Below are 6,500 nucleotides of genomic sequence, written 5' to 3' on the forward strand. Positions count from 1 at the left end.
AACTCATTCGTAAATTACTTATTAGACAGAGGTACCAATCTTTCAACCGAATACAGGATTCAAGGGGGTGACCGGTACCACTCTATCTACAAATATAAGTATCTCATATAACTAGATACTCAGGGGTTTATAGGTAAATCCCTTTCCTAAAAAACCTAACTTTATCATACGAGGGGGTGATAAACATGGCAGTTGAAACAATCGTAATGGATTTAACTTTACGCCTTGTATTAAACGGAGGATTAGACAAAAACGGTAAAACAGTTTTTAAGAACAAACAATTCAAACGTGTGAAAACAAATGCAGATTTAGGAAAAGTGCATGAAGTAGCACGTGCTCTTGCTTCACTACAACAATCATCACTTCACGCTGTACAACTTGTAAGCACGTCAGATCTTTCTAATCTATAATTAAAAAGGAGGGAATAAAACATGCAAGTACTAGAGTTAATTTTCGTGAAAGAAGATGGAAAAACAGTTGCCTTTTCTATCGAAAATCCCATCACACCAGTAAATGAACTAGTCGTAAATCAAGTAATGGATACCATTCTTGCTTCATCTGTATTTTCATCAATTAGTGAAAATACTCGTAAAAAAGGGGCTCGCCTCATAGAAAAAAACGTATCTGAAGTTCAGATCACTCCGTAAATCAAAAAGACGAATCTGCATTATTTTGCAGATTCGTCTTTTTTCTTCGGCATTTCAATTGGAATAAAAATGTTTGAAAAACCAACACAAACATACTTATAATTCTCTCCGCCTAAATCAAACTCTGTCGTATATGTTGAGAAGAAAATATAATCATTTCGCTTTGTATAATGCTCAATTAATAATCCAACTTGTGGTTCAACATACTTATTTGCTAATTTCTTTCCCGCCGATGCTAAGTCGCCAAGTATACCCTCTTTGTTTTCTTTCTCAACCTCTTCTAGCTTCTTACTCACATCATTACGCTTCATAAATTGTTTTGCTGCCCAATCCGTATATTCTCCCTTACCCGGATTACTATTTGCTAAATAAACTAAGAGAACAACAGCTAGAGCCATAATAATATACTTTTTCTTCATGCTATATCACCGCCTACTCTTTTCTATTTTCATATATATGTACAAGCGATGCAAATTAGAAAGACTATCATCTATTGATTGTAAACGAACCGTAAAAATTTACAATACGAAACAAAAGATTAATAGTTATTTTACATAATTCATATATAATTATATTCAGAATAACAATTTTTATAAGGGAGGATTTTAGAATCATGGATCATGAAAATGATATTTTTATTTCTAGTTCTACAATGATGCTCGAACCTTGCAAACACCCTTATTACCGGACAAAAATTATCGACAGTAGCGGAAACCCTCTGTACTCTTGCCAAACAGCTATCCAACTCATAAAGAAATCTTGTCTAACACATGTTCATTCTACTTATCAAGGTAGACGTCATGCAGTCCAAATAAACTTTAAGCTCAAACAAAATGTTCCAATTCCGATTAATCACGAAGAATATATTTGCGTTTTCCCAACAGAATCTCCTTCTTCTCCAAGCTGCATTTGGTTGTTCTATAATCATATAGATGAGATAGAGTTTTCCAAAAAAAATAACAAAGCTAACATTCATTTTTTTAACGGAACTACCATAACAATACAAATAGGTTCTCATAAGTTACAGCAACAATTTTTCAAATCTGGACATGTATTATCCCGAATGAACATGAAAGATTCATTACCTTAAAAAACCTCTTGCCACATTTACTGCCTTAAAGTAAATAGAATGGAACGCAATATTTCCTTTGCCTTCCATTCTACTTATTATTCTTATCCCCTTACACTATCTCTTATTTTCTCAAGTGCTTGTCGATATACCCATCTCACTTGATAGTACGTCATCCCCATTTCAGAAGCTATCTCTCCCATATTTTCCCCTGTAAAAAATCGCTCTGAAATGATATGCTTCTCCCTCTCATCTAAAACACTCATAAAATCCTTCGCCCTCGTTCCAGCATCTTCACACTCAAATCGTTCCTCATACTCGTCCGTGCATACATAGCGCTCTTGCACTACGCATCCTTTCTTCAACCTTTCCAATATATAACCACGTACCGTTACAACCGCATAAGCAGGAAAACTTCCTTTCTCCTCCTCATACTTTTCATACGCATGCCAAAGACCAATTAAACCACATTGATAATACTCTTCATAATCCTGATAAATATTTAACCTCTTTATTTGATTTACAATCATACCTTCATACAAAACAACCGTATCTGCAAAAGTCGCTGGCTTCACACAGTGCCCGTTTCTAAAAGGTATACCTCTTTAGTATTCCGCGGTACCTCTACAATATAAAATGAGAAAGGAAATTTCATTGTGGGTAATTTCAAATACTGCTGCCGTAATTTGAAATTACACTAGGCCGTATTTGAAATTCTAATAGGGGTAAAAATAAAAAAGGTTCCTCCTATACATTAGAAGCAACCTTTTGTTTATATATTGGCAAACTATATTACTCTTTAGCTACGCTTTTAAAAAATCTATCGATCGCATATAAACCAGTAGCTAAAATACAGCTTGTAACCCCAACAAATATATAAGGATTTTTATTCGGCATATATTCTACAGCTAACAACGTTACGACTAACATAAACAAAACATTTGCTAAAAACTTCTTAAGCATATTTATCTCTCCTTACAAAAAAAATGCAGCAATTATAAAAATAATTGCTGCATTTTTTTCTAGTGACGTAAAACATCAATATTATTGGAACATTCCTTTTACTGCGCCAAATCCAATAGTTAAGATAAAGAAGACAACCATAAGAATTGTTGCTTTCTTTTTGCTTAAACCAGCCGTAATTTGAAGACCTAACCATGTAATAACAAATCCCCAAATCGTGAACACTTCAATGCTATTTGCAATACCTTTTGCAACACCACCACTTGAAGCGAAAATCGGTCCTAAACCAGTGTACATTTCTTGGCCTGATCCGCCTAAAACAAGTGCTAATACTGTGTTTATTAATAAACCAAGTAATGAAATAATGCTTGAATACACACTAATCGTTAATAATTTCTTATAAGAAGTATCATTGCTCATTAACATCATTAATACTTTATACACTGCTGCGCTAATAAAGAAACCTATCGCCATACCAATAGCACCAAATACTGCACCCATACCAAACGACATTATAGGTGTAACGCTAATACCCAAATCCTTATTCATCTTAATCGCCTCAGGGGTTAAAGAGCCTACATAAGCAGCAAGTCCACCAACAACTGCTCCTAATAAAACAAGTATCCAAAACGCACCCCAAACCGCATTACTAGTCTTCATTCTCTCAAACTGTACACCAGGAGATATAATCATTCCAAATAATGACGGCTTCTCTCCACCAACTTTTTGCGTATTCAAATTCGCTTCCATCATAACGCCTCCTTCTATTTATATAACCCGTTCTAACGGGCGGTTCACATCCTCATGCAAGAGGATACGAACCGCCCACTAGAACGGTAATGTGTATTAGAGAGTTTTCTCTCTAATACACTAGTAAATTACTCATAACGAAGTGCTTCAATTGGATCTAATTTCGCAGCTTTGTTTGCTGGAATTAATCCGAAAATAATACCAAGTGTCATAGAGAACAATACGCCCCCAACGACAACTTCCCATGAAACGAGCGGTGGCCACTTCGCAAATGTGGAAACGATATATGCCCCGCCATACCCAAGACCAATTCCGATTAAGCCACCTAGAAGCGTTAACATAACTGCTTCAATTAAAAACTGTAATAAAATTTTACTACGCGTCGCTCCAAGTGCTTTACGTACTCCAATTTCACGCGTACGCTCCGTTACAGATACGAGCATAATGTTCATAACACCGATACCACCAACGACTAATGAAATACCAGCGATACCACCGATGATCATCGTCATGATATTAGTAACTTTAGAAACATTTTCTTGGAACTCTTTTAAATTCACCAGTTCATATTTACCTGGAATTTCACTTGGCTTACGACTATTTAGTACATCAACAGCTTGTTTCCCTGCTGATTCTAAATTGTCTACATTTTTAGATTGAATTGCTATACTTTGAATCTCATCTGTTCCGTATAAAACAGGCCATAAAGTAAGGGGAATTAACGCTTCTTCCATTTCAAATCCCATAAACTCATTATCAGATGTATACACACCAATAATTTGCATTGGCTGCCCCTTCATCTCAATAATTTGTCCAACTGGGTTTACGTCCTTAAATAACGTCTCTTCTGTTTTTGTACTAATCATCACAACGTTATTTGCATGAGAAATATCGGATTCATTTAAAGTACGTCCCTTTACGACCTTTACTTTATTAACCGCAAAATATTCATTATCAAGACCAATAACATTTAGATTTGCTTTTTTATCATTTACATCAAGTACCTCTGAATTCTGGTTTGTCGTAATAACGTGTGAAACATCTTTCACTTGTTTTACTTCCAAAATATCCTCTTCAGTTAACTTCGGTATTTGAAATCCACCTATAGCAAACTCATCATTAATATCTGGTTTAAATTGAATTGGCATAAGGTTATTACCACCAGAACCTGCGAATTTCGACTTCAGCATCGCTTCCCCGCCTTGCCCAATCGCAACGACAGTAATAATAGAACCAACACCAATAATAATACCGAGCATCGTAAGAGCTGAACGCAGTTTATGAGCTAAAATAGAAGATAGGGCAATTTTTATACTATCTAGTAAACTCATACTGCGCACCTTCTATCTTCTGTAATTTTCCCATCTCGCAGTACAATGCGGCGGGAAGAATACGCTGCTACCTCTTCTTCATGCGTAATCATAACAATCGTCGTACCTTCTGCATTGAGCTTCGTGAAAATATCCATAACTTGTGCACCAGACTTCGTATCAAGCGCACCTGTCGGCTCATCGGCCATAATGAACGTTGGATTATTTGCAATCGATCTTGCGATAGCTACACGTTGCTTCTGTCCACCTGATAATTCACTAGGTAAATGGTCTACTCTATCTGATAATCCAACTTTTCCAAGCGCTTCAAGAGCTCTTTGACGACGCTCTGCTTTCTTCACTCCACCGTAGATGAGCGGAAGTTCAACGTTTTCCACTGCGGAAAGACGCGGCAGCAAATTAAAGTGCTGGAATACAAAACCGATATATTCATTACGAATTAAAGCTAGTTTTGACTCGTCTGCTGTTAAGATATTCACATCATTCAACATATATTCACCTTCTGTCGGACGATCTAAACAACCGATAATATTCATAAGCGTTGATTTACCAGAACCAGACGGTCCCATAATAGAAACGAACTCACCGCTTTGAATTGTTAAACTAATACCATGTAAAATCGGCACTGCCAATTTTCCTTGATAATATGTTTTAGCAATATTATTTAACGTAATCATTTCTCTTTCACTTCCATTCCGTCATACACGTTGTCGGAAGGATTTTTAACCACCTTTTGCCCCACTGTTACGCCTTCAACAACCTCTGTCCAATCTCCATCATTCGCACCTTTTTTCACATTTTGTTTACGAAGCTTTCCTTTCTCTTCGATATAAACAAATGCATCTTCGCCTTTTTCTACAATGCTCTTACTTGGAACAGCAATCATCGTCTTATTCTCTAAATTTACTTGCAGAGAAACGTGATAACCTGGAGATAAACCATCTTGGCTATCAAGACTTGCTTTATATGTATATTGAGACATATTTTGAGTTCCCTCACCAGCAGCTTGAGCCATCTCTGCACTCGTTGGGAATTCACTTACTTCCGTAATCTTACCTGTCCACTTCTTCTTATTATTTGCTTTCGCAGTTACAGTGAACGTTTGATCTTTTTGAATTTGTGACTTTTGAAGCTCTGTTAAAGTCCCTTGAACCTGGAACGGGTCTTTAGAAGCAACTTGTAAAAATGCTTTCCCTTGACCACCTAATGCCTGAGATGAACTTTGCGCTGCATCCTTATCTAACTTCTGTACAACACCAGTAAAATTACTATAAATCGTAAGTTCTTTCTGTTTTTTACTTAACTCTTCTTTTTGTAACTTCCCTTTTTCTTTCTCAAGGTCAGTTGTCTTTTGTGCCATTTCTAACTCACTTACTTGCTCTTCCATTGGGTCTGTTACTTCTTTCCCAGCCCCACTATCTTTTACCTTCTTAATTTCTTTCTTCAATGAATCAATCTTCTTTTTCCCTTGATCGTAACGCATATCAGCCATCTTCTGATCAAGATCAGCTTGCTTCATTTGAAGATTAATTTCTTCATTATCATAAGAGAATAATTTCGTTCCCTTTTCTACCTCTTGTCCTTCTTTCACCGCAATATCTTTCACTTTTCCTTTAGTCGGATCCGCATAGAAACTTTCAATATTCCCTGGCTTCACTTGACCAGAAATTAATTTCGTATTATTAAGCTTACGCTCTGTCACTTTCTCAAAACTTACAGCATCTGTCTTCGCCGTACCTT

9 protein-coding genes and 1 pseudogene are annotated in these 6,500 nt (G+C 36.3%); 3 read left to right on the forward strand and 7 right to left on the reverse strand.

Features of this window, described 5'->3' with window-relative positions; translation table 11 throughout:
• Nucleotides 1–185 precede the first annotated feature (185 nt).
• Both AB3X49_RS15665 and AB3X49_RS15670 read left to right on the forward strand, forming a co-directional pair.
• A complete protein-coding gene (locus AB3X49_RS15665) occupies nt 186–410 on the forward strand; it encodes a DUF1659 domain-containing protein (RefSeq protein WP_002016256.1) in 225 nt (74 codons plus the stop codon).
• A gap of 21 nt (nt 411–431) precedes the next feature.
• Nucleotides 432–647, forward strand: coding sequence for a DUF2922 domain-containing protein (locus AB3X49_RS15670; protein ID WP_002139078.1), 216 nt, complete (start codon nt 432–434; stop codon nt 645–647).
• Nucleotides 648–667: 20 nt separating this feature from the next.
• Here the strand turns inward: AB3X49_RS15670 and AB3X49_RS15675 are convergent, their stop codons facing one another.
• The gene (locus AB3X49_RS15675; protein WP_002034805.1) at nt 668–1,066 is read right to left on the reverse strand and encodes a DUF4359 domain-containing protein; all 399 of its coding nucleotides are present in this window, start codon (nt 1,064–1,066) and stop codon (nt 668–670) included.
• Between the two features lie 194 nt (nt 1,067–1,260).
• Between AB3X49_RS15675 and AB3X49_RS15680 the strand changes: the two are divergent.
• Nucleotides 1,261–1,766 (forward strand): annotated as a pseudogene (locus AB3X49_RS15680) (competence protein ComK).
• Between the two features lie 54 nt (nt 1,767–1,820).
• On the opposite strand, the gene AB3X49_RS15685 reads toward AB3X49_RS15680, so the two are convergent.
• The 6 genes from AB3X49_RS15685 to AB3X49_RS15710 form a co-directional block, all read right to left on the reverse strand.
• Nucleotides 1,821–2,291: a sigma-70 family RNA polymerase sigma factor gene (locus AB3X49_RS15685; RefSeq protein WP_367963189.1), complete on the reverse strand. Its 471-nt coding sequence runs from the start codon at nt 2,289–2,291 to the stop codon at nt 1,821–1,823.
• A 217-nt stretch (nt 2,292–2,508) separates the two neighbouring features.
• The gene (locus tag AB3X49_RS15690; RefSeq protein ID WP_181777898.1) at nt 2,509–2,679 is read right to left on the reverse strand and encodes a hypothetical protein; all 171 of its coding nucleotides are present in this window, start codon (nt 2,677–2,679) and stop codon (nt 2,509–2,511) included.
• Nucleotides 2,680–2,760: 81 nt separating this feature from the next.
• Complete coding sequence (gene yknW, locus AB3X49_RS15695) at nt 2,761–3,429, reverse strand: YknW family membrane protein (RefSeq protein ID WP_367963191.1); 669 nt, start codon at nt 3,427–3,429, stop codon at nt 2,761–2,763.
• 128 nt (nt 3,430–3,557) lie between these two features.
• Complete coding sequence (locus AB3X49_RS15700; RefSeq protein WP_002089681.1) at nt 3,558–4,760, reverse strand: ABC transporter permease; 1,203 nt, start codon at nt 4,758–4,760, stop codon at nt 3,558–3,560.
• Nucleotides 4,757–5,437: an ABC transporter ATP-binding protein gene (locus AB3X49_RS15705; RefSeq protein ID WP_367963195.1), complete on the reverse strand. Its 681-nt coding sequence runs from the start codon at nt 5,435–5,437 to the stop codon at nt 4,757–4,759. The genes AB3X49_RS15700 and AB3X49_RS15705 overlap by 4 nt, the downstream gene beginning before the upstream one ends.
• The coding region (locus AB3X49_RS15710) for an efflux RND transporter periplasmic adaptor subunit (protein ID WP_367963198.1) at nt 5,434–6,500 on the reverse strand (1,067 nt) is incomplete at its 5' end. The genes AB3X49_RS15710 and AB3X49_RS15705, both read right to left, overlap by 4 nt.

Source organism: Bacillus sp. C30 (assembly GCF_040838255.1).
Classification (GTDB): domain Bacteria; phylum Bacillota; class Bacilli; order Bacillales; family Bacillaceae_G; genus Bacillus_A; species Bacillus_A mycoides.

What these genes read in the sequence shown, in the direction of transcription:
- AB3X49_RS15690 (WP_181777898.1), bottom strand. Translation starts at nt 2,679, where the DNA reads ATGCTTAAGAAGTTTTTAGCAAATGTTTTGTTTATGTTAGTCGTAACG.
- AB3X49_RS15675 (WP_002034805.1), bottom strand. Translation starts at nt 1,066, where the DNA reads ATGAAGAAAAAGTATATTATTATGGCTCTAGCTGTTGTTCTCTTAGTT.
- yknW (WP_367963191.1), bottom strand. Translation starts at nt 3,429, where the DNA reads ATGGAAGCGAATTTGAATACGCAAAAAGTTGGTGGAGAGAAGCCGTCA.
- AB3X49_RS15700 (WP_002089681.1), bottom strand. Translation starts at nt 4,760, where the DNA reads ATGAGTTTACTAGATAGTATAAAAATTGCCCTATCTTCTATTTTAGCT.
- AB3X49_RS15665 (WP_002016256.1), top strand. Translation starts at nt 186, where the DNA reads ATGGCAGTTGAAACAATCGTAATGGATTTAACTTTACGCCTTGTATTA.
- AB3X49_RS15705 (WP_367963195.1), bottom strand. Translation starts at nt 5,437, where the DNA reads ATGATTACGTTAAATAATATTGCTAAAACATATTATCAAGGAAAATTG.
- AB3X49_RS15670 (WP_002139078.1), top strand. Translation starts at nt 432, where the DNA reads ATGCAAGTACTAGAGTTAATTTTCGTGAAAGAAGATGGAAAAACAGTT.